Source organism: Streptomyces fulvorobeus, from assembly GCF_013167895.1.
Lineage (GTDB): Bacteria > Actinomycetota > Actinomycetes > Streptomycetales > Streptomycetaceae > Streptomyces > Streptomyces fulvorobeus.
In genome coordinates, this window is sequence record NZ_BLWC01000001.1 from 1,153,199 (window position 1) to 1,177,131 (window position 23,933).

The window sequence follows — 23,933 nt, forward strand, 5'->3', positions numbered from 1 at the left end:
CGACGAAGCCCCGGACCACTCGCCTTACGCGAGCGGTCCGGGGCTTCGTCGTACCTGCCTACCGGGTCACTTCTTGCGGCCGCGCTTCTCGCGGACGCGGACCGAGATGTGGATCGGGGTGCCCTCGAAGCCGAACTCCTCGCGCAGACGGCGCTCGACGAAGCGCCGGTAGCCGTGCTCCAGGAAGCCGGAGGCGAACAGTACGAACCGCGGCGGCTTGATGCCCGCCTGCGTGCCGAAGAGGATGCGGGGCTGCTTGCCGCCGCGGACCGGGTGCGGGTGCGAGGCGACGATCTCACCGAGGAAGGCGTTCAGCCGGCCCGTGGGGATGCGGGTCTCCCAGCCGGCGATCGCGGTCTCGATCGCCGGGACCAGGCGCTCCATGTGCCGGCCGGTGACGGCCGAGACGTTGACGCGGGGCGCCCAGGCGACCTGCGCGAGCTCCGTCTCGATGTCCCGCTCCAGGTAGTAGCGGCGGTCCTCGTCGAGGGTGTCCCACTTGTTGAAGGCGAGCACGATCGCACGGCCCGCCTCCACGGCCATGGTCACGATCCGCTGGTCCTGGACGCTGATGGACTCGCTGGAGTCGATCAGGATGACGGCGACCTCGGCCTTCTCCACCGCCGCCGCCGTACGCAGCGAGGCGTAGTAGTCCGCGCCCTCCTGGAGGTGGACCTTGCGGCGGATGCCGGCCGTGTCGATGAACTTCCAGGTGACGCCGCCGAGCTCGATCAGCTCGTCGACCGGGTCACGGGTGGTGCCCGCCATGGCGTTGACGACGACCCGGTCCTCCTTGGCGACCTTGTTCAGGAGCGAGGACTTGCCGACGTTCGGGCGGCCGATGAGCGCGATGCGGCGCGGGCCGCCGATGGCGGTGCCGAAGGTCTGCGGGGGGGCCTCGGGGAGCGCCTCCAGCACGGCGTCCAGCATGTCGCCCGTACCGCGGCCGTGCAGCGAGGAGACCGGGTGGGGCTGGCCGAGACCGAGCGACCAGAGCGCGGTGGCGTCGGCCTCGCCGCTCTGTCCGTCGACCTTGTTGGCACACAGGACGACGGGCTTCTTCGCCTTGCGCAGCAGCCTGACGACGGCCTCGTCGGTGTCGGTGGCTCCCACGGTCGCGTCGACGACGAAGACGACGGCGTCGGCCGTCGAGATCGCGTACTCGGCCTGGGCGGCGACCGAGGCGTCAAGCCCCAGCACGTCCTGCTCCCAGCCGCCGGTGTCGACGAGCTTGAAACGGCGCCCGGCCCATTCGGCCTCGTAGCTGACGCGGTCCCGGGTGACACCCGGCTTGTCCTGCACGACGGCCTCGCGGCGGCCCAGGATGCGGTTCACCAGGGTCGACTTGCCGACATTCGGGCGGCCGACGACGGCGAGGACCGGCAGCGGGCCGTGACCGGCCTCACCGATCGCGCCCTCGACCTCCTCGGGGTCGAACCCCTCCTGCGCGGCGAGCTCCATGAACTCCGCGTACTCGGCGTCGCCAAGTGCTCCGTGCTCGTGGTCCGAGCCGTCGGAGTGAATCTGGTCGTTCATGAAGTCCGTTCCTCTTTGCGTCATCATCGATGGGCCACTGTCGGTGCGCCCACTACTCAAGTCCTGCCCGGCGCCCGGTGAGGCGTCTGGCGTTCTCCAGGTGCGCGGTCAGCCGGCCCTGGATGCGTACGGTCGCCTCGTCCAGCGCCGCACGGGTCCGGCGCCCGCTGCCGTCCCCCGCCTGGAACGCCTCGCCGAAGACGACGTCGACCCGGCTGCGCAGCGGAGGCAGCGCGGATATCAGCCGTCCCCGGCGTTCCGTGCTTCCCAGGACGGCCACCGGGACGATCGGCGCCCCGCCGCGTACCGCGAAGTACGCGAGCCCGGCACGCAAGGCGGCGAAGTCTCCCTCGCCCCTCGTGCCCTCGGGGAAGATCCCGAGGACCCCGCCGTTCTCCAGTACGCCGAGCGCCTGGGTGACGGCGGTGCGGTCGACGCTCGTACGGTCCACTTTCAGCTGACCCGTTCCGCGCAGGAACGGGTCGAGCGGGCCGACGAACGCCTCCTTCTTGATCAGGAAGTGGACGGGCCGGGGCGCGGTGCCCATCAGCATCGGTCCGTCGATGTTGTGCGCATGGTTCACCGCGAGTATGACGGGTCCGGCGGCGGGGACCCGCCAAGCGCCGAGCACACGGGGCCTGAACAGCGTGTGCACCAGCCCGATGCCGATCCCTCGCCCGATGGCCGCTCCGCGCGGCGTGGGCGCTCTCGTGGCATCGGTCACTTCGCGGCCCGCTTCTCCTCGACGAGGGTGACGACGCACTCGATGACCTGCTGAAGGGTCAGCTCGGTGGTGTCCACCTCGCACGCGTCGTCCGCCTTGGCCAGCGGCGAGGTCTTGCGGCCGGAGTCGGCCGCGTCGCGCCTGATCAGCGCCTCCTTGGTGGCGGCGAGGTCCGAGCCCTTCAGCTCACCGCTGCGGCGGGCGGCACGCGCCTCCGGGGAGGCGGTCAGGAAGATCTTGAGGTCGGCGTCCGGCAGGACCGTGGTGCCGATGTCCCGGCCCTCGACCACGATGCCGCCCTGCGCCTGCGCCGCGATGGTCCGCTGGAGCTCCGTGATCCGGGTGCGCACCTCGGGGACCGCGCTCACGGCGCTGACGCCGGAGGTGACCTCCTGGGTGCGGATCGGGCCCGCGGCGTCCTCACCGTCGACGGTGATGGTGGGCGCCGTCGGGTCGGTTCCGGAGACGATGACGGGCTTGGCGGCGGCCGTCGCGACCTCCGCCGCGTCCCGCACGTCGATGCCGTTGCTCAGCATCCACCAGGTCATCGCCCGGTACTGCGCGCCGGTGTCCAGGTAGCTGAGACCGAGCTGGGCCGCGACGGCCCTGGAGGTGCTCGACTTGCCGGTGCCGGAGGGCCCGTCGATGGCGACGATCACCGCGGCCGGAGAGGTCGGGGCGGCGGCTGCTGCGGTTTCCACGGTGGTGGACACCTTCCTGGTACACGGGGTGGGCTGAGTCGGGCCTCGATACGGCCTCCCCAAGGTTACCGAGTGCCGGGCGGACCCTTGTACCCCGTGCGGCCGGGCCGCTCACCCCCGGATCGACCAGCCCCTGTCCTTCAGCGTCGCGGCGAGCGCAGGCGCCGCGCTCGGTGCGACCATCAGCTGCACCAGGCCCGCCTGCTGGCCGGTGGCGTGCTCGATGCGGACGTCCTCGATGTTGACCCCGGCAAGCCCCGCGTCGGCGAAGATCCGGGCGAGCTCGCCCGGCCGGTCGCTGATGAGGACGGCCACGACCTCGTACGCGGCGGGGGCCGCCCCGTGCTTGCCCGGCACCCGGACCCGGCCCGCGTTGCCCCGGCGCAGGACGTCCTCGATGCCTTCGGCGCCCTCCCGGCGCTTGTCCGCGTCACCGGACTGGAGACCGCGCAGGGCCCGGACCGTCTCGTCGAGGTCGTCCGCGACCCCGGCCAGCACGTCGGCGACCGGACCCGGGTTGGCTGAGAGGATCTCCACCCACATCCGGGGATCGGATGCCGCGATGCGGGTGACGTCCCTGATCCCCTGTCCGCAGAGGCGTACGGCCGTCTCGTCGGCCTCCTCAAGCCGGGCGGCGACCATCGAGGAGATCAGCTGCGGGGTGTGGGAGACCAGGGCCACCGCCCGGTCGTGCGCGTCCGCGTCCATGACGACCGGGACGGCGCGGCAGAGCGCGACCAGTTCCAGGGCCAGGTTGAGCACCTCGGTGTCGGTGTCCCCGGTGGGGGTGAGCACCCAGGGGCGGCCCTCGAACAGGTCCCCGGTCGCCGCGAGCGGGCCCGAGCGCTCCTTGCCCGCCATCGGGTGCGTGCCCACGTAGGGAGTGAGGTCGACGCCGAGGGCCTCCAGCTCACGGCGCGGGCCGCCCTTGACGCTCGCCACGTCGAGGTAGCCACGGGCCACACCCTCGCGCATGGCCGTGGCCAGCACGGAAGCGGTGTGGGCGGGCGGCACGGCGACGACCGCCAGGTCCACGCGCTCCTGGGGGGCCTCGTCCGTACCGGCGCCGAGCGACGCCGCCGTGCGGGCCGAGGAGGGGTCCCGGTCGACGAGGTGGACGTGCACCCCGCGCCCGGCGAGGGCGAGGGCGGCCGACGTGCCGACGAGACCGGTACCGATGACGACGGCTGTTCTCACTGGGCGATGTCCTTGCGGAGGGCGCCGGTGGCGCCGAGGTAGACGTGGCTGATTCCGGCTTTGGGGAGACCGGTCTCGATATGGGCGAGGATACGGACCACCCGGGGCATGGCGCCCTCGATGTCGAGCTCCTGCGCGCAGATCAGCGGTACGTCGACGATGCCGAGGCCCCGGGCGGCGGCTGCCGGGAAGTCGCTGTGCAGGTCCGGGGTGGCCGTGAACCAGACGCTGATCAGGTCGTCGGCGACGAGGCCGTTGCGCTCCAGGACGGCGGTGAGCAGGGCGCCGACCCGCTCGTCCATGTGTCCGGCCTCGTCCCGCTCCAGCTGGACGGCTCCACGGACCGCTCGTACCGCCACGTCGTGCTCCTCGCTTCTCCCCGGGCGCGCTCGGTGTGCGCCCGCGCGTTTCAGCGTAGAGGGGCCGTGGGGCCCGTGGTCGCGGTGCTCTGTCCGTGAGACGGCGAGGTGGCCCGGATCACCCGGGGAACACGCCGCCGGGTTGCTTCACGATCCGGGTCCGTGCCGCCACCATCAGGAGTCCCCGGACGAGGAGAACCATGAGCACACGGCGCAGGACGGTCCTGAGCGCGGGCGCGGCCGCACTGGCGACGGGCTGCGGGTCGTCCGGCGACGGCGGCGCCAGCACTCCGCCGCCCAGCCCTCCGGCATCGGGGACGCGGGCCCCGCAGGCCGGCGAACTCGCGAAGACCTCCGACATCCCGGTCGGCGGAGGGAAGGTCTTCAGGGAGCGGAAGGTGGTGGTGACCCAGCCGGAGGCCGGGGAGTTCAGAGCCTTCTCGGCGATCTGTACGCACGCCGGGTGCACGGTCTCGGAGGTCGGCGACGCGACGATCGACTGCGCGTGCCATGGCAGCAGGTTCGCCATCACGGACGGCGCCGTCGAGGCCGGGCCCGCGACGCGGCCCCTGCCCGCCGAGCGGATCACGGTCGCCGGGGGAAGCATCCGGCTCGCCTGAAGCAGTGGCGCGCCTTCGGGCTCGTGACGGCGGGCAGCGGTACGGAGCTGCGGGGCGTCTTTCTGGCTACCGCCCCGCTGTAGCGGCCCGCCGCCCACCGGCCGGCCAGGCATCACGCGTCCCAGAGCGCCCCCAACGACAGCAGGTCGCTCCGGTACTCGATCCGCTCCGACCACTCCTTCGGCCACACCCCCGCCCCCAGATGCGCTCCCGACAGCGCCCCGGTCAGGCAGGCCAGCGAGTCGGAGTCGCCCCGGGTGCAGGCCGCCCGGCGCAGGGCGGTCAACGGCTCCTCGGGGAAGAGGAGGAAGCAGTGCAGGGCCGTGGCCAGGGCCTCCTCCGCGATCCACCCGTCACCGGTCGCCTCGCACGGGTCGGTCTCGGGAGACGGATCACGCAGCGCGTCCCGCACCTTCGCCAGCGCGGTCAGGCACTCGTCCCAGCCGCGCCGCATGTACGCCTCCGGCGTCGCGTCGCCCGCGAACCGCCACAGGTCACCGAGCCAGCGCGTGAGGTAGCGGCCACTGCTCTCATACGCGTAGCTGCGCAACTGGCCCACCAGGCCGAGCGGTTCGGCCCCCTGGGCCAGCAGGAACACCGCGCGTGCCATCAGGTCCGAGGCGGCCAGCGCCGTGGGATGGCCGTGCGTGAGCGCGGCCTGGAGCTGCGCGGCGCCGGCGCGCTGCTCCTCGCTGAGCCCCGGCACGAGGCCGACCGGCGCGACCCGCATGTTCGCCCCGCAGCCCTTGGAGCCGGTCTGGCTCGCCTCCTGCCAGGGCCGGTCGCTGTCGAGCAGACGGCACGCCCGCAGGCAGGTGTCGCCGGGGGCCCGGTTGTTGTCCGGGTGGTGGTACCAGGAAACGAACTCCTCGCGTACGGGTCCCGCCAGCCCCAGCGGCGTCAGCAGCCCGCTGTCCGTCGCGGTGCGGATGCCCCGCCCGAGGGCCAGCGTCATCTGGGTGTCGTCGCTGACGGACGCCGGGGTCGCCAGGGTCATCTGCCGCCACGGCCCGCACTTCGCGAGAATGGCCGGGACGTCGTCGAACTCGGTCGGGAAGCCCAGCGCGTCCCCGAGCGCGAGCCCTGTCAGGGCCCCCGTGGCGGCCTGCTTGGTCATCGTCCTCGTGGCGGTCATCCGGTTCGTCCTTCCGGGCGCAGGAGTGGAGGGTGCAGGGCGGCAGCGGCACCCGCCCGGTACAGGGCGGCCGGTTTCCCCCGTCCGCCGGTGCGGCGCGGCGGTCCTTCGACGGCTTCCACGAAGCCGGGTGTGGCCAGGACCTTGCGCCGGAAGTTGGGGCGGTCGAGCTCGACGCCCCACACGGTCTCGTAGACCTGCTGAAGCTCGCCCAGCGTGAACTCGGCGGGACAGAACTGCGTGGCCAGGCAGGTGTACTCGAACTTGGCGCCGACCCGGTCGTACGCGTCGGCGAGGATGCGCCCGTGGTCGAAGGCGAGGTCGCCGAGGTCGCGCGCCTCCCACCACCGGGCGCGGGCCGCGTCCCCGCCGCCGCGCGGTTCGGGCAGGTCGGGCAGGAGCGCGGCGTACGCGACGGAGACGACCCGCATCCTGGGGTCGCGGTCCGGTTCGGTGTAGGTGCGCAGCTGTTCCAGGTGGAGCCCGCCGACGGTGTCCTGGGTGAGGCCCGTCTCCTCGGCGAGTTCGCGGCGGGCGGCCTCCTCCGCGGACTCCCTGGGCAGGATGAAGCCGCCGGGCAGGGCCCATCCGCCCTTGTACGGTTCCCCGCCCCGTTCCACGAGCAGGACGTGGAGCCGGGCCTCGCGGACTGTGAAGACGGCGAGGTCGACGGTGACGGCGAAGGGGACGAAGGCGTGGGGGTCGTACCCCTCGGGGGCCGCGCTCATCGTCGCTCGGGCAGGGGTGCGGCGAAGTCCCAGCCGTCGGCCAGCAGGGAGTCCACGGCGGCGACCGCGGTGGCGAGGCGGGCGGCGTGAGACCCGGTCAGCTCGATGAACTTCCTTCCGGTACGGGTGAGTTCGGCGCGGAACCGGTCCGTCATCCAGGGCCGCAGCTCCTCGCCGTCACGCAGGCCGTCGTCCTCGAAGGCGACACCCTCGTGGTCGGTGAGCAGCCAGAGGTGGTGGGTGACCTGATCGGCGATGCGCTCGACGTGCGCGTTGCGTCCGCCGACGTACCGCTCGTGCCAGACGGTGGTGGCGAAGGAGTCCGTGTCGCAGAAGAGGACCGGGGAGCCGGCGGAGGCCGCCGCCTCCTCCCGGGCGTTCTGGGCGGCGGCGATCCTGGGGAAGTCGTCGGTGGTGAAGAGCACGTCCTCCCACTGCGCGCCCGGTTCGGCTTGACGCAGGCCGGCCAGTTTCCGTTCGCTGAACTCCCGCCCGTACTCGTCGACACAGCCGGTCCGCGCCCAGACACCGCCGCGTCCGCGGTAGTGCTCGGCCAGGGCTCGCGCCATGGTCGTGGTTCCGGTGGACTCGGCGCCGATGACGACGACCCGGCGGGCGAGCGCCGCGCGTACCGGCGGTCCGAGGAACTCCCAGCAGCCGGCCGGGTCCTCGCGCACGGCGGTGCCGGAGACGGGGAACAGGGTCCGGCCGGGGTCGACGCGGACGGACTCGGCGCCGAAGCGGCGGGCGAGCTCGTCCCCGTACGACTCCGAGGTGAAGACGGCGTCGACCCGCTCCGGGACGGCCTGGGTGAACACGGCCATGTGGGCGTCCCAGACCGCCGGGTCGTGGAGGTCCACGGGGATGTCGTCGACTGCGCCCACCACGGTCGCCTCCGGGTGCGCCTGCCGCATCCAGGCGACCCGGTCGGCGAGCGGGACGGATTCGACGGAGGCGGCGCAGACCAGGACGGTCAGCCGTTCGCAGCGGTTCTGGGCGGTGCGGACGAGGTGGTGGTGGCCGGCGTGGGGAGGGTAGAACTTGCCGAGCACCAGGCCGTGCGCGTAGCGCTTCATACCGGGACTCCCGTCAACCGCCGTTTGGCGGGACCGGTCTCACGGCTCCAGTTGCGCAGGCCGATCAGGCAGAGGGCCAGGAAGCCCGCGTACAGGAGCGAGGTGAGGTAGAGCCCCTTGTACGCGTACAGCGGGATGTACACGACGTCCGCGGCGATCCACAGCCACCAGGACTCGACCCGCTTGCGGCACTGCCCGTACGTGGCCATCAGCGAGAGCGAGGTCGTCAGCGCGTCCCAGAACGCCACCGTCGAGTCGGTGGCGCGGGAGAGCAGAAGGGTCAGGGCGAGTGTCCCCACCGCCCCCGCCGTGAGCAGCCAGGTCCATTCGGCGCCCGTGGTGCGGCGCACCGGCAGGACGGGCACACCTGGTCCACCCCCGTGGGTCCAGGTCCACCAGCCGTACCCGGCGAGGGCGATGAAGACGATCTGGAGGCCGGCGTCGGCGTACAGCCCGGCCTGGGTGAACAGCAGGATGAAGAAGAGGTTGTTGGCGATGCCGATCGGCCAGTTGGCGAGGTGCTGGCGGGTCACCAGCCAGACGCAGAGCGCTCCGCTGCCGAAGCCCAGGACCTCGGTCCAGCTGACCGGCGTGCCGAGGACCGTCACCAGGGGTTGCCGCAGGGGATCGAGGACATCCGCGAGACTCACGCCCGCCTCCTTTAATAGTCACTCTGACTATAAAGGGTGGACGGCGGCAGCAGAAGGCCCGCGGCCGATTTCCTGTTCGGAGACGAACAGGAGCCGGACGCGGGCCCTTTCGCGGTGCGCGGTGCGCGGCTACAGACCGACCTCGCGCATCAGCATGCCCACCTCGGTGTTGGTGAGGCGACGCAGCCAGCCGGACTTCTGGTCGCCCAGCGGGATCGGCCCGAAGGACGTGCGCACCAGCCGCTCGACCGGGTAGCCGGCCTCGGCCAGCATCCGGCGGACGATGTGCTTGCGGCCCTCGTGGAGGGTCACCTCGACCAGGTAGTTCTTCCCGGTGTTCTCGACGACCCTGAAGTGGTCGGCGCGGGCGTACCCGTCCTCCAGCTGGATGCCGTCCTTGAGCCGCTTGCCGAGGTCACGCGGCAGCGGGCCCTGGATGGCGGCCAGGTAGGTCTTCTTCACCCCGTACTTCGGGTGCGTCAGACGGTGGGCCAGCTCACCGTGGTTGGTGAGCAGGATGATGCCCTCGGTCTCGGTGTCGAGGCGGCCGACGTGGAACAGCCGCGTCTCGCGGTTGTTGACGTAGTCGCCGAGGTTCTGACGCCCGTCCGGGTCACCCATGGTGGAGACCACACCGGCCGGCTTGTTCAGCGCGAAGAAGAGGTGCGACTGGGTCGCGACGGTCAGACCGTCGACCTTGATCTCGTCCCTCGACGGGTCGACGCGCTTGCCCTGCTCCAGGACGATCTCGCCGTTGACCTCGACCCTGGACTGCTCGATGAGCTCCTCGCACGCACGGCGCGAGCCCATGCCGGCGCGGGCGAGGATCTTCTGCAGCCGCTCGCCCTCCTGCTCGGCGCCCGGGTTCGTCCTGGGGGTCTTGATCTCGGGCTTGTCCGCGTACCGGTCGCGGTTGCGCTGCTCGATCTTGGCGTCGAGCTCGCGCGGACGGGACGGGGCGCCCACCCGGCGTCCGCCCTTGCTCACGTGCTGCGCGGCCTTCGGGCCGCCCTTGGCCCCGCCGCGTGCCGCCGCGCCGCGCCCCTTGCGCAGGCCACCGTCGCCGCCGGGCTTGTCGTTGCCGACGTCGTAGCGGCGCTCCTCGGGGCGGGGCCTGCGGAGACGCTGCTCCTCCTGCTGGTCGTCACGCCCGCCACCGGACCTGGGCTGCGAACGGTCGTCACGCCCGCCACCAGTCCTCGGCTGGGAGCGGTCATCACGCCCGCCACCGGACCTCGGCGCCGAACGGTCGTCACGCCCGCCACCGGACCTCGGCTGGGAGCGGTCGTCGCGCCCGCCGGTCCTCGGCTGGGCGCCGCGGCCGGCGCCGGCGCCCCGGTTGTCCCGGTTGCCGCCGCTCTTGCCGTTGCCGCTGCCGCTTCCGCTGTTCCTGCCACTGCTTCGCATCAAAATTCCGTCTTGTCGTCTGCGTGAGTATCCGGGGTGTCCGGTGCGTCCGGATCGAACGACGGCACACCCTCTAGCGTCTCAGCCTCGATCGCGTCCGCCTCGGGGAGGAAGGGCGCGAGCTCCGGGAGCTCGTCCAGGCCGCGCAGGCCCATCCGCTCCAGAAAGTAGTTCGTCGTCCTGTACAGGATCGCACCTGTTTCGGGTTCCGCGCCCGCCTCCTCCACCAGGCCCCTCTGCAGGAGGGTCCGCATCACGCCGTCGCAGTTCACTCCGCGCACCGCTGAGACCCTGGAGCGGCTCACCGGCTGGCGGTACGCGACGACGGCGAGCGTCTCCAGTGCCGCCTGGGTGAGACGGGCGTTCCGGCCGTCCAGGACGAAGCCCTCGACGGCCTCCGCGTACTCCGGCCGGCTGTAGAAGCGCCAGCCGCCCGCGACGAACCGCAGGTCGAATCCGCGGCGCTGCGCGGTGTACTCCTCGGCCAGCTCCCGCAGGGCGTCCGCGACCGCCCCGCGCGGGCGCTGGACGACCCTGGCCAGGTGGTCCTCGGTGACGGGCTCGTCGACGACCATGAGGACCGCCTCCAGGGCGGGCTTGAGGTCGAGGCCGGCGACAGTGGTCCCCGGCGCCTCCTGGTGGTTCCGCTCACTCATGCGGGTACGTCCTCCGCTTCCCCGGGCGCCCGGTGGATCTCCTGGTCGAACTCGTCCGTCACGGTGGGCACCGCGTCCTCACCACCTGACCACCGCACGACCAGCTCACCGAGCGCCTCCTCCTGGTCGAGGGTGACGGCCTTCTCCCGGTACAGCTCAAGCAGCGCGAGGAAGCGGGCGACCACCGTGAGGGTGTCCGGCGCGTCCTCGGTGAGGTCGCGGAAGTTCAGCTCGCCCGCCTCGCGCAGCCGCAGGACCACGATCCCGGCCTGTTCCCGCACGCTGACCAGCGGGGTGTGGATGTGGTCGACGTACACCTGCGGCTCGGCCCTCGGCTGCATCGCCTTCACGGCCAGCCTGGCGAAGCCCCCGGGACCGATGGAGAGGACGACCTCGGGCAGCAGCGCCGCGTGGTGCGGTTCGAGACCGGCCGTGCGGGGGTGGCGGCGGGCCTCGGACTCCAGCCTGGTCAGGAAGATCTCGGCGATCTGCTTGTACGCGCGGTACTGCAGCAGCCGGGCGAAGAGCAGGTCCCGCGCCTCCAGGAGCGCGAGGTCCGCCTCGTCCTCCACCTCGGCGGTGGGGAGCAGCCGGGCGGCCTTGAGGTCCAGCAGGGTCGCGGCGACGACGAGGAACTCGGTGGTCTGGTCGAGGTCCCAGTCCTGGCCCATGGCCCGGATGTGCGCCATGAACTCGTCGGTGACCCTGGACAGCGCGACCTCGGTCACGTCGAGCTTGTGCCTGGAGATCAGCTGGAGCAGGAGGTCGAAGGGCCCCTCGAAATTGACCAGCCGCACGGTGAACCGCTTGTCGTCGGCAGGACCGGCCTCGCCGGGTCCCGCCTGCGTCCCGGGGCCGTCAGGGGCGGGCGGCGGCACCGGCGGCGCGAGGGCTTCAGCGTCCCGTGCGAGGGGGTGCGGGGCCGGTGCCGGAGCTACCGCGTCCTGTGCCGGGACGGGCGCGTCCTGGAAGCCGGAGGGCGGCGGGGCCGGCGTCGGCTCGGCGCCCGGCCCGCGGCCGAGGCTCCGGCGGGGCGGGCGGGCGTCGTCGGTGGTCGGCATCGCGGTCCAGGGGTGCGGCGGGAGACGGGCGGGCGGCGGCCCGGGCCCGGGGGCCGGGCCACCGGGTCGGCGGCCCCCGGGCAGGCTACCGGCGCCGTGTCGCTCAGCGGCCGCGCAGGCGCCGTACGAGAATGCTCGCGTCGCCCCGCGACTCCAGGTCCGCGAGGACCACCGCGACGGCCTCGCGGACGATACGGCCGCGGTCGACCGCGAGTCCGTGCTCGCCGCGCAGGACCAGCCGGGCGTGTTCGAGGTCCATCAGTTCCTCGGCCGACACATAGACCGTGATCTTCTCGTCGTGGCGCTCCCGGCCGCTGGGCCTGCGGTTGGCACCGCGTCCGCCACCGCGCCTGCGCTGCTGCTGGACTGCCGGTACGGGCTCCTGCGCCGAGGGCCGGGGCCCGGAGCCGGGCGTACCGGCCTGCCCGGCACGGTCGCCGTCGCCGCCCCGGCCGCGCGAATCGCTCCCGTCGCCGGCGGCCGCCGCGTGCTCCTCGCGGGACGGGGCCGCCGAACCGCCCGGTCCCCCGCTCCGCCCCGGCGCCTCGGGCCGGGAGTCGCTCTCCCCGGCAGGCGCCGGCACGCGTGCCTCACCGTTCGCCTTGCGTCGCCGCTCCGCGGGTGAGGACGCCTGCAGACCCGACCCACCGGTGGTACGGAACAGTTCGTCGGCCCCCGGGAGACTCACTCGGCGTGACACCGGGCGAGCACCTCCCTGGCGAGCTGGCGGTAGGCGGCCGCACCGACCGAGTTGGAGGCGTACGTAGTGATGGGCTCACCGGCGACCGTGGTCTCCGGGAAGCGCACCGTGCGCCCGATGACCGTGTGGTACACGTGCTCGTCGAACGCCTCGACGACGCGCGCCAGCACCTCACGGCTGTGCACCGTGCGGGAGTCGTACATGGTGGCGAGGATGCCGTCGAGCTCCAGTTCCGGGTTGAGCCGCTCCTGGACCTTCTCGATGGTCTCGGTGAGCAGGGCCACACCGCGCAGCGCGAAGAACTCGCATTCGAGCGGCACTATCACCTTGTGGGCCGCCGTCAGGGCGTTCACGGTGAGCAGGCCGAGCGAGGGCTGACAGTCGATCACGATGTAGTCGTAGTCGGCCATCAGCGGCTTCAGGGCGCGCTGGAGGGTGGACTCGCGGGCCACCTCGCTGACCAGCTGCACTTCCGCGGCCGAGAGGTCGATGTTGCTCGGGAGCAGGTCCATGTTGGGCACCGCGGTCTTGAGCAGGACCTCGTCGGCCGACATCCCCCGCTCCATGAGCAGGTTGTAGACGGTGAGGTCGAGCTCCATCGGGTTGACCCCGAGGCCGACGGACAGGGCACCCTGCGGGTCGAAGTCGACGAGCAGGACGCGTCGTCCGTACTCCGCGAGCGCGGCACCCAGGTTGATGGTCGACGTGGTCTTGCCGACGCCGCCCTTCTGGTTGCACATCGCGATGATCTTCGCGGGGCCGTGGTCGGTCAGCGGGCCCGGGATCGGGAAGTACGGCAGCGGGCGGCCCGTCGGGCCGATCCGCTCGCGGCGCTGGCGTGCGGCGTCCGGGGCGAGGGTGGCCGCGTACTCCGGATCGGGCTCGTACTCGGCATCGGGGTCGTAGAAGTGCCCCTCGGGCACCTCGGCGAAGTCGGCGAAGTGGTCGGACTTGCGACCACTCTCGTTGCCGGCCGTGGCGTTCACGTGTAGGCCGTCCATCGTCTGGGGGGCTGTCGTCATGTGCTGGTGAGTGGCGAAGGTGCGGACAGCGACGGAGCCGACAGCTTCGAGCCCGATCGGGCTCAGACCCCGTGCGGGCATCCCTGGTTGACCACCCCCAGGAGTAAATGTCGACTCATTCACAAGTCGTCTTACCTCCTTGGATGCGACCAGGAAACTTATCGATAGGTCAGCGTGGCACCATGCCGACGATTGGCGACTCTATGGCGTGCCACCGGTCCGCAGCAACACAATCCGCCGGACCCGGCCCGATGTGTCGGCAATCGAACACCCCGCTGTCAAGGGCACGCGGAGAACAAGCCACACATTTCGCGAGGGCACGAAACGGATGAAGGGTTACGTTCGAGGCGAGTTGACCGGACCCCTCGCCGGGCCCCGACACACCTCCGGCCGGACCTTGCTCGGCAAGGTCCGGCCGGACGCGTGAGGTTGACGGAAGCGTTGACCGTCAGCCCAGAAGCGAGTTCAGCTCGACGTGGTCGAGACCGTGCGCCTCAGCCACCTCGCGGTAAACGACCTGCCCGTCATGGGTGTTGAGCCCCTTGGCGAGCGCGGCGTCGCGGCGCAGGGCCTCGACCCAGCCCCGGTTCGCGAGCTCCACGATGTACGGGAGCGTGGCGTTGGTGAGCGCGTACGTGGAGGTGTTCGGCACCGCGCCCGGCATGTTCGCGACGCAGTAGAAGACCGAGTTGTGGACCATGAAGATCGGCTCGGCGTGCGTCGTCGGGTGCGAGTCCTCGAAACAGCCGCCCTGATCGATCGCAATGTCGACAAGTACACTTCCGGGCTTCATCTTGGCGACGAGCTCGTTGGTGACCAGCTTCGGGGCCTTCGCTCCGGGGATCAGAACGGCGCCGATGACGAGGTCGGCCTCGACGACCGCCTTCTCCAGTTCGAAGGCGTTGGAGACGACCGTCTGCACCTTGGTGCCGAAGATCTTGTCGGCCTCGCGGAGCTTGTTGATGTCGCGGTCGAGCAGCGTGACGTGGAAGCCGAGGCCGACGGCGATCTGCGTGGCGTTCCAGCCGGAGACGCCGCCGCCGATGACGACTGCCCTGCCCGCGGCGGTGCCCGGGACGCCGCCCGGCAGCACGCCGCGGCCGCCGGCCGAGCGCATCAGGTGGTAGGCGCCGACCTGCGGGGCCAGCCGGCCCGCGACCTCGGACATCGGGGCGAGCAGCGGCAGCGCGCGGTTGGCGCTCTCCACCGTCTCGTACGCGATGGCCGTGGTGCCCGAGTCCAGCAGGGCGTCGGTGCACTCGCGGGAGGCGGCGAGGTGCAGGTAGGTGAAGAGCGTCTGGCCCTTGCGGAGGCGGTGGTACTCCTCGGCGACCGGCTCCTTGACCTTCAGCAGCAGGTCGGCGGCGGCCCAGACCTCGTCGGCCGTGGCGAGGATCTGCGCTCCGGCGGCGACGTACTCCGCGTCCGTGATGGAGGAACCGGCGCCTGCGTTCCGCTCGACCAGGACCTGGTGGCCATGGCGGGCGAGCTCATGCACTCCGGCCGGGGTGATCGCCACCCGGAACTCGTTGTTCTTGACTTCGCGGGGGATGCCGACCTTCACGTCGATCACGGTCCTTGGCTCGGAGGGGGACCGGGCATAGCGGTGGATACCCAGATACACCCAGCATAAATGGAGACACCGCAGTGACACGCGGCAGGAGTCAGTCTAATGAAGGACTTCGCGCTGTCTAGCCTTACAAAGCATTAACTTTCAGTCGAAGCACTACGGATTTCGCAGGCAGAACCCTCCTCGCCCAGCAACCTGCTGGCAGCGGCCCTGTGCAGCCCGGCCGCCGCGGGGTCTCCCAGCCGGTCGAGAGTGTCCGCCAGCCTCAGCTGCAGAGCCGCCTGGAGCCGCACGTCCTGCGCCTGCCGCGCCAGCTCCACCGCTTCGCGGCAGGTGTGGAGCGACTCCTGCGGGCGGCCCGCGTACTCCTGCACCCGCGCCGCCTCGCTGAGCGCCCGCGCCTGGGCGGGCAGGTCCCCGAGCCTGCGGTGGCCGGCCGCGGCGGCCCGCCAGTTCCGCAGGGCCTCGCCGTACCGCCCCGCGTAGGTGTGGACGGCGCCGAGGCGCCCGTACAGCCGCGCCTCGTCGGCCCGCTCACCCTGGGTGAGCCGCTGCGCGAGCGCCCGGCCGTACCAGTCGGAGGCCCGGTGGAAGTCCCCGAGCTCGGCGTAGGCGCCGCCTACGGATTCCATCGCGCGCCCGGTCGCGTACAGGTCCTTCGCCCGGCGCCCGGCGTCCAGCGCCGCCCGGTAGCGGGTCAGCGCGTCCTGCGTCCGGCCCGTGCGGGCGTCCAGGTCGGCGAGGTTCAGCAGGGCGGCGGCCGTCTCGCGCGGCAGATCACGGCGTTCGGCGACGTCGAGTACCAGCTTATGCAGCCCGTAGAGCTCCGGCGCCGCCTCCTCGGTCCCCCGGTGCACGGCCAGTGCCCGGACGAGCGCGGCCACCAGCCGTCTGGCCAGGGTGTCCAGCTCGCCGTCCTCGACCGCGGCCCTGGCCGATGCCAGCAGGGCCGGCTGGCGCATCCGCAGCCAGGCGGCGGCCGACTCGGCGTGGGAGAACCGCAGGGACCTCGGCAGGCCGGCCAGCTTGCGCTGGGAGGGCGAGTCCTCCGGGTCGGTGACCGCCCGGCAGGACTGGAGCTGCCGGACGGTGCGCTCCAGCATCCGGGCCCTGGCCAGCTGGATCTCGGCCGGCCTCTCCCGGGCCTCCAGGAGCGCGCGCAGCATCGGGGCCAGGCAGCCGGGCACCTCGTACTGCGGCAGGGCCGCGCCGTTCGTGCGCAGGAGACCGAGGCCGACGAAGTCGTCCAGCGTGGACTGGGCGGCCGACACGGAGCAGCCGGCCAGCGCGGAAGCGGTGTGGGCGTCGGCGAGCCCGGCGGGCGCGAGGGCGAGCAGGCGCAGTATCCGGGCGGCGGCCTGCGGCAGCGATTCGTGGACCAGGCGGAACGCGCGGGCCAGCGGCCGGGCGCCGGTGGGCTGCTCCACGTCGTCCGGCAGTTCGCACACCTGCTTGGTGACGTCGGCCACGGAGGCGTGGGGGTGGGCGGCGAGCCAGCCGCCGGCCAGGACGAGCGCGGCGGGCTGCCCTCCGCACGCCTCGGCGAGCGTCTCGGCGGTGCGCGGGTCGACGGTGATACGGACCTGGCCGATGATCCGGCCGAGCAGCTGGACGGCGGAGCCCGCGTCGAGACCGCCGATGGTGCAGGGGCGGACGCCCGGGATTCCGGTGAGCGGGCCGGTGGCGGTGGCCACGACCAGGCAGTCCGGGTTGTCGGGGAGGAGGGGGTCGACCTGTTCGGCGTCCACCGCGTCGTCCAGGAACAGCAGAACGCGGCGGACGGCCAGGGCCTCTCTGACCATCTCGGAGAGTTCGTCCCCGTCGGCGCCGGGCGGGCCGGTCAGGCCGAGCAGGCCGAGGATGTCGCGGGCGGTTCGTTCGGTGGGGACCCGGCGGCCGTCCGGGTCGGTGAGTGCGACGCGCAGCACTCCGTCCGGGTAGTCACCTGACGAGGCCGAACCCGCCCGTGCCGAAGCGGAATCGGAAGCGGGACCGGCGAGCCGCCCGGCGAGCTCGGCGGCCAGTGCGCTGCGGCCCGAACCCGGGCGGCCCGCGATCAGCAGCACCCTGGCACGGGCGCTTCCCCGCCCGGCGAGAGTGTCCAGCCCCGCCCGCTCGATATCGGCCCGGAGCTCCTTCAACTCGCGTTCCCGCCCGAAGAATTGGGGTGGGACGGCACCGGACGGCTCCCCGGTCCCCGCCGCTCCGGCCGGGCCGCTGGTGTCCACCGCCTGATCGGTCACGAGCCACGCTCCACTTCACTGCACGCGGTGCCCGCCGGGACTCCGGTCGGGGCTTTCCGAGCGTAGTTCAGAGGGGTGGGCGATCACGGTGGAGCGCGGCGGACGGGTCCCCCGATCGGATCAGCGTTTCCTACGATTCTCCGACCGGAGGCGGGCCCCGGCCCAGGGGCCCGGACGGACCCTCAGACCTCGAAGGGCCTGGCCGGCCACGGGGCTTCGGCCGGGCGCAGCGACTCCACGCCCTCGCCTGCGAGCACGGCGGCGAGCGAGAGAGCTCCCACGACGAGGCAGTTGTTGTGCAGGTCCCCGGCGAGCACGCCGCGTACGAGGTCCTGGAGCGGCACCCGTGCCAGCTCCATGTCGGCCTCCTCCTCGGCCACCTCGAAGCGTTCGCCCACCGCGTCGGAGAGATCCCGGGCGAGGAAGACGCGCACGGCCTCGTCGCAGCCGCCCGGGGTGGTGTAGACGTCGGTCAGCACCCGCCAGTCCTCGGCCTTGACGTGCGCCTCCTCGTACAGTTCGCGCTGCGCGGCGTGCAGGGGGTTCTCACCCGGGACGTCCAGGAGTCCGGCCGGGATCTCCCAGAGCTTGTGGCGCACGGGGTGGCGGTACTGCCGCAGGACCAGGACCCTGCCGTCCTCGTCGAGTGCGAGGACCGCGACGGAACCGGGGTGCACCTGGTAGTCGCGCCGGGCGACGCTTCCGTCCGGCATGACGACGTCGTCGGTGCGGATGCTGGTCTTCTTGCCGGTGAAGGGCGTCGCCGTCGCGGTGACCTGCCACTCCTCGGGCGTGTCCTGGAAACCCATGTACGTCCTTCCACGAACAGACAGAGACCGGGGCACGCCCACCTGCGGACGCGTACCCCGGCCAACCGTATCCCCTGCCGGCTACTTGGCGGTCTTGCGCTCCACTGCCGCCTTCACCAGGCCCGCGAAGAGCGGGTGCGGGCGGGTCGGGCGGGACGTGAGCTCCGGGTGCGCCTGCGTGGCGACCAGGTAGGGGTGGACCTCGCGCGGGTACTCGACGAACTCGACGAGCTTGTTGTCCGGGGAAGTGCCGGAGAAGACCAGTCCGGCCTTCTTCTCCAGCTCGGCGCGGTAGGCGTTGTTGACCTCGTAGCGGTGGCGGTGGCGCTCCTCCACGTACGGCTGGTCCGCGTACGCCTCACGCACGACCGAACCCTCGGCGAGCTTCGCCGGGTAGAGGCCGAGGCGCATCGTGCCGCCCAGGTCGCCCGCGCCCTCGACGTAGGCGAGCTGCTCCTCCATCGTCGAGATGACGGGGTGGGAGGTGGCGGGGTCGAACTCGGTGGAGTTGGCGTCGGGGATCTCGGCCAGGTTGCGTGCCGCCTCGATCACGATGCACTGGAGGCCGAGGCAGAGGCCGAGCAGCGGCACCCTGTTCTCACGGGCGTACCGGATGGCACCGATCTTGCCGTTGACACCGCGGTCGCCGAAGCCGCCGGGGACGCAGATCGCGTCGACGTCGGCGAGCTGCTTCGCGGCGCCCGCCGGGGTCTTGCAGTCGTCGGAGGCGACCCACTTGACCTGGACGCGGGCCCTGTTCGCGAAACCGCCGGCCCGGATGGCCTCGGTGACGGAGAGGTACGCGTCGGGCAGGTCGATGTACTTGCCGACGAGTGCGACGGTGATCTCGTGGTCGGGGTTGTGGACGCGGTCCAGCAGGTCGTCCCACGTCGTCCAGTCGACGTCGCGGAACGGCAGGTCGAGCTTGCGCACGACGTAGGCGTCGAGGCCCTCGGTGTGCAGCACCTTGGGGATGTCGTAGATCGAGCGGGCGTCCGGGCAGGCCACCACGGCGGTCTCGTCGACGTCGCACATCAGCGAGATCTTGCGCTTGATGGCGGTCGGGACCTCACGGTCGGCGCGCAGCACGATGGCGTCCGGCTGGATACCGATGTTGCGCAGGGCCGCGACCGAGTGCTGGGTGGGCTTGGTCTTCAGCTCACCGGACGGGCCGATGTAGGGCAGCAGCGAGATGTGGACCACGAAGACGTTGTCCCGGCCGACCTCGTGGCGGACCTGGCGGACGGTCTCCAGGAAGGGCAGCGACTCGATGTCGCCGACCGTGCCGCCGACCTCGGTGATGACGACGTCGACGTCGTCGGTCGCCATACGGCGAATGCGGTGCTTGATCTCGTTGGTGATGTGCGGGATGACCTGGACGGTGTCGCCGAGGTACTCGCCGCGCCGCTCCTTGGCGATGACCTGCGAGTAGACCTGGCCGGTCGTGACGTTGGCCGAACCGTCGAGGTCGACGTCGAGGAAGCGCTCGTAGTGGCCGATGTCCAGGTCCGTCTCGGCGCCGTCGTTGGTGACGAACACCTCACCGTGCTGGAAGGGGTTCATCGTGCCCGGGTCGACGTTGAGGTACGGGTCGAGCTTCTGCATCGTGACCCGCAGGCCCCGTGCCTTGAGCAGGGCACCCAGGCTGGAGGCAGTCAGACCCTTGCCGAGGGAGGAGGCGACACCCCCGGTGACGAAGATGTGCTTGGTCGTCGTGGATGTGGGCTGCATAGCCAAAGGGGGCTCCCGTGGTCGCGATCGTGAGGTGCGTACCGGCGTGCCGTGCCGGAGGTTCCGGAGGTGCCGTCGCTGCGGTTCGGGGGCCTCGTCCACTGTCGGGAACGACCACCGGTCCACGGGCTACCAGGGTAACAGCGACCGCGAGAGGCTGCTTCCGGCCACACTTCCTCACACCGGCCACACAAGATGACCGCACTCGATTCACGCCACACCCGTTCGGCGCACCGTCGTTGTCAAGACAGTCGCGCGGATCATCCTTTCGCGTCGTATCCTGCTCGGACACTCGCCGCCGAATTGGCCGGACAGCGGCACCACCCCGCCCGCTCGGCCGGGGCGAGATCTCGTCGGTCCTTCTAACAAGACCCTTGACCCGCAGTAAGCGCCCCTCGGGGCGACATGGCCGTTCGACTGGAGACGCACGTGGCCGGGCGCATCGAGGATTACGCACTCATCGGAGACATGCAGACCGCCGCCCTGGTCTGCCGGGACGGCACAGCCGACTGGCTGTGCCTGCCCCGCTTCGATTCACACGCCGTCTTCGCAGGACTGCTGGGCACCGAGGAGCACGGCTTCTGGCGTCTGGCTCCGGCGACAGGCGAGCAGACGCCACCCCCTTACGCGGACCGTCGCCGCTACAGAGGCGACTCCCTCATCCTGGAATCGGAGTGGGACACGCCACGCGGCACCGTCCGCGTGACCGATTTCATGCCCCCGCGTGACGGCGCGCCGCAACTGATCCGGATCGTGGAGGGCGTGACCGGCCGGGTGCCGATGCGCTCGGAACTGCGCATGCGCTTCAGCTACGGCCGGGTCACGCCCTGGGTGCACAAGGTCGACGGACGTACCGTCGCCGTCGCGGGGCCCGACTCGGTCTGGCTGGACACGTCGGCCGACACCTACGGCAAGAACCTGACGACGTACTCCGACTTCACCGTGGGGCCGGGTGACCGGGTCGCGCTCACGATCAGCTGGCAGCCCTCGCACCGTGAGCCCCCCGCGCTCCCCGACCCGGAGGGGTCGCTGGAGGCGACGGAGCTCTTCTGGCGCGAGTGGGTCGACCAGTGCACGTACCACGGGCCCTACCGGGAGGCCGTGGTCCGCTCCCTGATCACGCTCAAGGCCCTGACGTACGCGCCCACAGGCGGCATCGTCGCGGCCCCGACGACCTCGCTCCCCGAGGAGATCGGGGGCGTGCGGAACTGGGACTACCGCTACACCTGGCTGCGTGACGCGGCGATCACCCTGTCCTCGCTGCTGCGCACCGGCTACCGCGAGGAGGCCAGGGCCTGGCGGGAATGGCTGCTGCGGGCCGTCGCGGGCGACCCCGAGAACCTGCAGATCATGTACGGGATCGCGGGCGAGCGGGAGCTGGGCGAGGCGGAGCTGGACTGGCTGCCCGGTTACGAGAACTCGGGCCCGGTCCGCGTCGGCAACGGCGCGGCGGGCCAGCTCCAGCTCGACGTGTACGGCGAGGTCACCGAGGCGCTGCACCTGGCCCACATGACCGGCCTGACCCGCAACGACTACGCGATGGGGCTCCAGCTCAAGCTGATCGAGTACCTGGAGGGCCACTGGGACGAGCCGGACGAGGGCATCTGGGAGGTGCGCGGCCCGCGCCGCCACTTCGTGCACTCCAAGGTGATGGCCTGGGTCGCGGTCGACCGGACGATCAAGCTGATCGAGTCCGGGGACGCCGACGGGCCGCTGGAGCGCTGGCGGGAGCTGCGCGACGACATCCACCGCGATGTCTGCGAGCGGGGCTACGACCCGGAGCGCAACACCTTCACGCAGTCCTACGGCTCCAAGGAGCTGGACGCGTCCCTGCTGCTGATCCCGCAGATGGGATTCCTGCCGCCGGACGACAAGCGGGTCATCGGCACCATCGAGGCGATCCAGCGCGAGCTGTCCACGGAGGACGGCTTCGTCCTGCGCTACCCGACCGCGGGTGAGGACGCGGGTGTGGACGGTCTGGAGGGCGACGAGGGCGCGTTCCTGGCGTGTTCGTTCTGGCTGGCGGACGACCTCGCCATGATCGGGCGGGTCGACGAGGCGCGCCGGCTCTTCGAGAAGCTGCTCTCCCTCCGCAACGACCTGGGGCTGCTCGCCGAGGAGTGGGACTCGCGGCTCCAGCGCCAGGTGGGCAACTTCCCGCAGGCGTTCAGCCACGTGCCGCTGATCGACACGGCCCTGCGGCTGACGGCGAGCGGGGCGTACGTCGGCTGAGTACACCGGGGCCGAGGCCCCGCCGCGACGGTCCGCCGGACTCTTCGGCGGACCGTCGCGGCCGTCCACACCCTCTTCGCCCGGTGACTTCGTGGGCCAGGGCGGCAGCCCGGAACCGAATGGAAGCGTGAGGTCAGTGGAGAGCCAAGGCGGAATCACCGTCCAGCGCGCGCTGGAACTCCCCGGGCTGCGCGGCGGGCTCCCCGAGGTCGTCGCCGGAGCGGACCGGCTGAACCGTACGGTGCGCTGGGTGCACGCCGGTGAGGTGCCGAACATCGCGTCGCTCCTCAAGGGCGGTGAACTGCTGCTCACCACCGGTCTCGGCCTCGGTACCCGCCCCGCCGAGCAGCGGGCCTTCGTCCGCCGCCTCGCCGACCGCGGGATAGCCGCCCTCGTCGTGGAGCTCGGCCCGCGCTTCAGCCGGCTGCCCGCCTCCATCGTCGACGCCGCACGCGCGGCCGGGCTGCCGCTCGTGCAGCTGCACCGCGAGGTGCCGTTCGTGGCGGTGACCGAGGAGGTCCACACCGAGATCGTCAACGGGCACTACGCGCTGCTCCAGCGGGCCGAGGAGGTGCACAGGCGCTGCACCCACGCGCTGCTGGGCGGCGGCGGGGTCCCGCAGGTGCTCGGCATCCTGGCGGACTTCACCGCCAACCCGGTCTTCCTGGAGACCGCGGACGGCCAGTTGCTGTACGCGGCGGGCGCCGGGGCCCACCCGGGCAGCGCGGACCCGCTCCAGGTCTGGGACGGCATGCGCGGCGGCCGGGCGGTCCGCGAGACCCCGCCCGCGGGCGCACTCCTGGTGGATGTGCCCGGCGGCGGCGCGGGAGCCGGCTCGGTACGGGCCAGGGTGGTGCTGCTGGCCGTGAACGGACCGCTGGCGCCGGTGCACCGGATGGCGGCCGAGCGGGCCGCGGGCCTCCTCGCCGTCGTCCTGATGCAGGCACGCCAGGAGGAGGAGCTCGCGGCACGCGGCCGGGGGACTTCCTCACCGACCTCGCCGAGGGACGGATCACCGCCGACGACGCGCCCGCCCAGGCCAAGGTCCTCGGCTTCAGGCCGGGCGAGGCCCCGCTGCTGCCCGTGGTGATGCGGCTGGCGCCCGAGCTCTCGCCCTCGGGCAACTGGGCGCTGCTCGCCCGCGCGGTCCTGGAGGAGCTCTCGTCGGTCGGTGTGCCCGTGCTGCTCGGTGTCCGGCCGGTGGAGGGCAGGGTGCCGCTGCTGCTGGGGCTGCGCTCGGAGACCGAACGCACGGCGGTGGCCGACCGGGTCGCGGCGGCCCTGCGGGCGGGCGTCGCCCGGGCCGGCCTCGAACGCTCCGGATCGCATCCGCCGGTCGTGGTGGTCGGGGTGGCGGGCGGCTGGGCGGCGGCCGGGGCGGGGCTGCGGCACGCGGCGGAGACGGCGTCCGCCGCGCAGGGGCTCGACGACCGTCCGTGGTACGACGCCCGGCGCCTCGACATCGACCTGCTGCTGTGGAGGCTGCGGGAGCATCCGGATCTGGCGGCCTTCGTGGACCGGGCGATCGGCCCGCTGCGGGATCACGACCGCACCTCGCGGCCCTCGCTGCTGCCGACCCTGGAGGCGTACCTCGCCCACGCGGGCCGCAAGGCGGAGACTGCCCGTGAGCTGCACCTGAACCGGCAGACGCTCTACAACAGGCTGGCCCGCATCGGTGAACTGCTCGGCACCGACCTGGACGATCCGCAGACGGTCCTGGCGCTGAGCCTGGCCCTGCGCGCCCGCCGCCACACCTCCTGACGCACCCGGCCGGCC

General features: G+C 72.1%; 20 protein-coding genes and 1 pseudogene. 3 read left to right on the forward strand and 18 right to left on the reverse strand.

What is annotated here, in order from left to right; translation table 11 throughout:
• Nucleotides 1–66: 66 nt before the first annotated feature.
• The 5 genes from der to aroH all read right to left on the reverse strand — a co-directional run bounded on the left by der (nucleotide 67) and on the right by aroH (nucleotide 4,517).
• Entirely contained in the window at nucleotides 67–1,536 is a 1,470-nt protein-coding gene (der, locus tag Sfulv_RS05135; RefSeq protein WP_173311983.1) for a ribosome biogenesis GTPase Der, read from the reverse strand.
• Nucleotides 1,537–1,588: 52 nt separating this feature from the next.
• Nucleotides 1,589–2,260, reverse strand: coding sequence for a lysophospholipid acyltransferase family protein (locus Sfulv_RS05140; protein WP_173311985.1), 672 nt, complete (start codon nucleotides 2,258–2,260; stop codon nucleotides 1,589–1,591).
• Nucleotides 2,257–2,973, reverse strand: coding sequence for a (d)CMP kinase (gene cmk / locus Sfulv_RS05145; RefSeq protein ID WP_173311988.1), 717 nt, complete (start codon nucleotides 2,971–2,973; stop codon nucleotides 2,257–2,259). The genes Sfulv_RS05140 and cmk overlap by 4 nt, the downstream gene beginning before the upstream one ends.
• Nucleotides 2,974–3,072: 99 nt before the next feature.
• Nucleotides 3,073–4,158 carry a prephenate dehydrogenase gene (locus Sfulv_RS05150; RefSeq protein ID WP_173311991.1) on the reverse strand — a complete coding sequence of 362 codons (1,086 nt, stop codon included), beginning with the start codon at nucleotides 4,156–4,158 and terminating at the stop codon, nucleotides 3,073–3,075.
• Nucleotides 4,155–4,517, reverse strand: a complete 363-nt coding sequence (aroH, locus tag Sfulv_RS05155; RefSeq protein WP_173311994.1) for a chorismate mutase — start codon at nucleotides 4,515–4,517, stop codon at nucleotides 4,155–4,157. The genes Sfulv_RS05150 and aroH overlap by 4 nt, the downstream gene beginning before the upstream one ends.
• A gap of 200 nt (nucleotides 4,518–4,717) precedes the next feature.
• On the opposite strand from aroH, the gene Sfulv_RS05160 reads away from it, so the two are divergent.
• A complete protein-coding gene (locus Sfulv_RS05160; RefSeq protein WP_173311996.1) occupies nucleotides 4,718–5,137 on the forward strand; it encodes a Rieske (2Fe-2S) protein in 420 nt (139 codons plus the stop codon).
• 112 nt (nucleotides 5,138–5,249) lie between these two features.
• On the opposite strand, the gene Sfulv_RS05165 is transcribed toward Sfulv_RS05160, so the two are convergent.
• The 13 genes from Sfulv_RS05165 to pyrG form a co-directional block, all read right to left on the reverse strand.
• The gene (locus Sfulv_RS05165; RefSeq protein WP_173311998.1) at nucleotides 5,250–6,272 is read right to left on the reverse strand and encodes an ADP-ribosylglycohydrolase family protein; all 1,023 of its coding nucleotides are present in this window, start codon (nucleotides 6,270–6,272) and stop codon (nucleotides 5,250–5,252) included.
• On the reverse strand, nucleotides 6,269–7,000 hold the full coding sequence (locus tag Sfulv_RS05170) for an NUDIX hydrolase (RefSeq protein WP_173312000.1): 732 nt from the start codon (nucleotides 6,998–7,000) through the stop codon (nucleotides 6,269–6,271). Before Sfulv_RS05170 ends, Sfulv_RS05165 begins: the two co-directional genes overlap by 4 nt.
• A complete protein-coding gene (locus tag Sfulv_RS05175; protein WP_173312002.1) occupies nucleotides 6,997–8,076 on the reverse strand; it encodes an AAA family ATPase in 1,080 nt (359 codons plus the stop codon). Before Sfulv_RS05175 ends, Sfulv_RS05170 begins: the two co-directional genes overlap by 4 nt.
• Nucleotides 8,073–8,726 carry a nicotinamide riboside transporter PnuC gene (pnuC, locus tag Sfulv_RS05180; RefSeq protein WP_173312004.1) on the reverse strand — a complete coding sequence of 218 codons (654 nt, stop codon included), beginning with the start codon at nucleotides 8,724–8,726 and terminating at the stop codon, nucleotides 8,073–8,075. Before pnuC ends, Sfulv_RS05175 begins: the two co-directional genes overlap by 4 nt.
• Nucleotides 8,727–8,855: 129 nt before the next feature.
• Nucleotides 8,856–10,133, reverse strand: a complete 1,278-nt coding sequence (locus Sfulv_RS05185) for a pseudouridine synthase (protein WP_173312006.1) — start codon at nucleotides 10,131–10,133, stop codon at nucleotides 8,856–8,858.
• A complete protein-coding gene (gene scpB, locus Sfulv_RS05190; protein ID WP_173312008.1) occupies nucleotides 10,133–10,789 on the reverse strand; it encodes an SMC-Scp complex subunit ScpB in 657 nt (218 codons plus the stop codon). The genes Sfulv_RS05185 and scpB overlap by 1 nt, the downstream gene beginning before the upstream one ends.
• Nucleotides 10,786–11,850, reverse strand: a complete 1,065-nt coding sequence (locus tag Sfulv_RS05195; RefSeq protein WP_173312011.1) for a segregation and condensation protein A — start codon at nucleotides 11,848–11,850, stop codon at nucleotides 10,786–10,788. Before Sfulv_RS05195 ends, scpB begins: the two co-directional genes overlap by 4 nt.
• Nucleotides 11,851–11,953: 103 nt before the next feature.
• Nucleotides 11,954–12,538 (reverse strand): hypothetical protein, encoded by a 585-nt coding sequence (locus Sfulv_RS05200; protein ID WP_173312014.1) that lies wholly within the window; start codon nucleotides 12,536–12,538, stop codon nucleotides 11,954–11,956.
• Nucleotides 12,535–13,653 carry a ParA family protein gene (locus Sfulv_RS05205; protein ID WP_173312017.1) on the reverse strand — a complete coding sequence of 373 codons (1,119 nt, stop codon included), beginning with the start codon at nucleotides 13,651–13,653 and terminating at the stop codon, nucleotides 12,535–12,537. Before Sfulv_RS05205 ends, Sfulv_RS05200 begins: the two co-directional genes overlap by 4 nt.
• Before the next feature lie 367 nt (nucleotides 13,654–14,020).
• Nucleotides 14,021–15,136 (reverse strand): alanine dehydrogenase, encoded by a 1,116-nt coding sequence (gene ald / locus Sfulv_RS05210; RefSeq protein ID WP_173317595.1) that lies wholly within the window; start codon nucleotides 15,134–15,136, stop codon nucleotides 14,021–14,023.
• Between the two features lie 143 nt (nucleotides 15,137–15,279).
• Nucleotides 15,280–17,385, reverse strand: a complete 2,106-nt coding sequence (locus Sfulv_RS05215; protein ID WP_173312020.1) for a tetratricopeptide repeat protein — start codon at nucleotides 17,383–17,385, stop codon at nucleotides 15,280–15,282.
• A gap of 182 nt (nucleotides 17,386–17,567) precedes the next feature.
• Nucleotides 17,568–18,194 (reverse strand): NUDIX domain-containing protein, encoded by a 627-nt coding sequence (locus Sfulv_RS05220; RefSeq protein WP_173312022.1) that lies wholly within the window; start codon nucleotides 18,192–18,194, stop codon nucleotides 17,568–17,570.
• An 81-nt stretch (nucleotides 18,195–18,275) separates the two neighbouring features.
• Nucleotides 18,276–19,925, reverse strand: a complete 1,650-nt coding sequence (gene pyrG, locus Sfulv_RS05225; protein WP_173312025.1) for a CTP synthase — start codon at nucleotides 19,923–19,925, stop codon at nucleotides 18,276–18,278.
• 429 nt (nucleotides 19,926–20,354) lie between these two features.
• Between pyrG and Sfulv_RS05230 the strand changes: the two genes are divergently transcribed.
• Together Sfulv_RS05230 and Sfulv_RS05235 are read left to right on the forward strand one after the other, a co-directional pair.
• Nucleotides 20,355–22,157, forward strand: coding sequence for a glycoside hydrolase family 15 protein (locus Sfulv_RS05230; RefSeq protein WP_173317597.1), 1,803 nt, complete (start codon nucleotides 20,355–20,357; stop codon nucleotides 22,155–22,157).
• A 136-nt stretch (nucleotides 22,158–22,293) separates the two neighbouring features.
• Nucleotides 22,294–23,918 (forward strand): annotated as a pseudogene (locus tag Sfulv_RS05235) (PucR family transcriptional regulator).
• Nucleotides 23,919–23,933: the final 15 nt, after the last annotated feature.

Coding starts and splice junctions, on each gene's coding strand:
- der (WP_173311983.1), bottom strand. CDS start 1,536: ATGAACGACCAGATTCACTCCGACGGCTCGGACCACGAGCACGGAGCA.
- Sfulv_RS05160 (WP_173311996.1), top strand. CDS start 4,718: ATGAGCACACGGCGCAGGACGGTCCTGAGCGCGGGCGCGGCCGCACTG.
- Sfulv_RS05165 (WP_173311998.1), bottom strand. CDS start 6,272: ATGACCGCCACGAGGACGATGACCAAGCAGGCCGCCACGGGGGCCCTG.
- Sfulv_RS05170 (WP_173312000.1), bottom strand. CDS start 7,000: ATGAGCGCGGCCCCCGAGGGGTACGACCCCCACGCCTTCGTCCCCTTC.
- Sfulv_RS05175 (WP_173312002.1), bottom strand. CDS start 8,076: ATGAAGCGCTACGCGCACGGCCTGGTGCTCGGCAAGTTCTACCCTCCC.
- Sfulv_RS05185 (WP_173312006.1), bottom strand. CDS start 10,133: ATGCGAAGCAGTGGCAGGAACAGCGGAAGCGGCAGCGGCAACGGCAAG.
- scpB (WP_173312008.1), bottom strand. CDS start 10,789: ATGAGTGAGCGGAACCACCAGGAGGCGCCGGGGACCACTGTCGCCGGC.
- Sfulv_RS05195 (WP_173312011.1), bottom strand. CDS start 11,850: ATGCCGACCACCGACGACGCCCGCCCGCCCCGCCGGAGCCTCGGCCGC.
- Sfulv_RS05205 (WP_173312017.1), bottom strand. CDS start 13,653: ATGCCCGCACGGGGTCTGAGCCCGATCGGGCTCGAAGCTGTCGGCTCC.
- Sfulv_RS05220 (WP_173312022.1), bottom strand. CDS start 18,194: ATGGGTTTCCAGGACACGCCCGAGGAGTGGCAGGTCACCGCGACGGCG.
- pyrG (WP_173312025.1), bottom strand. CDS start 19,925: ATGCAGCCCACATCCACGACGACCAAGCACATCTTCGTCACCGGGGGT.